Origin of the sequence: Cognatundibacterium luofuense (assembly GCF_018139685.1) — a bacterium.
Lineage (GTDB): Bacteria > Pseudomonadota > Gammaproteobacteria > Burkholderiales > Burkholderiaceae_D > Undibacterium > Undibacterium luofuense.
Window position 1 is genome coordinate 1 of record NZ_JAGSPN010000349.1, and the last position, 347, is coordinate 347.

The following is a 347-nucleotide window of genomic DNA, read 5'->3' on the forward strand; positions in this document are numbered from 1 at the left end:
ACAAAGCAATCGTCAGCCAGACATCGAGATCACGCATCGCGCTGCTCCCCGGCGGCACGCGAAGGCGTACAGTATTCTTCAAACAACATCGCGGCTGCCATCCCAACTACAACAGAAAACAGTAAGCCCAGCTTATAAGGCCAAGCAAAGGTCACCAGTGCGGCGACACCGGATACCAGCACCCCCACGGTCGCAGCACGGTTGAGTATCAGGGGCAGCATGACACAAAGTATCGCTAACGTACCTGCGAAGCCCAGCCCCCAGGATTCCGGCACCTGACTGCCTGCCAGAATCCCGATAATGGAACCGGCCTGCCAGGACAGCCAGTTAGGGAAAATCAAGCCCTT

Annotated in this window: 1 pseudogene; it reads right to left on the reverse strand. The window is 57.1% G+C overall.

The features are described 5' to 3' along the window. Positions 1-29: 29 nt before the first annotated feature. A pseudogene (locus KDM89_RS20735) lies at positions 30-347 on the reverse strand (AzlC family ABC transporter permease); the annotation flags it as partial.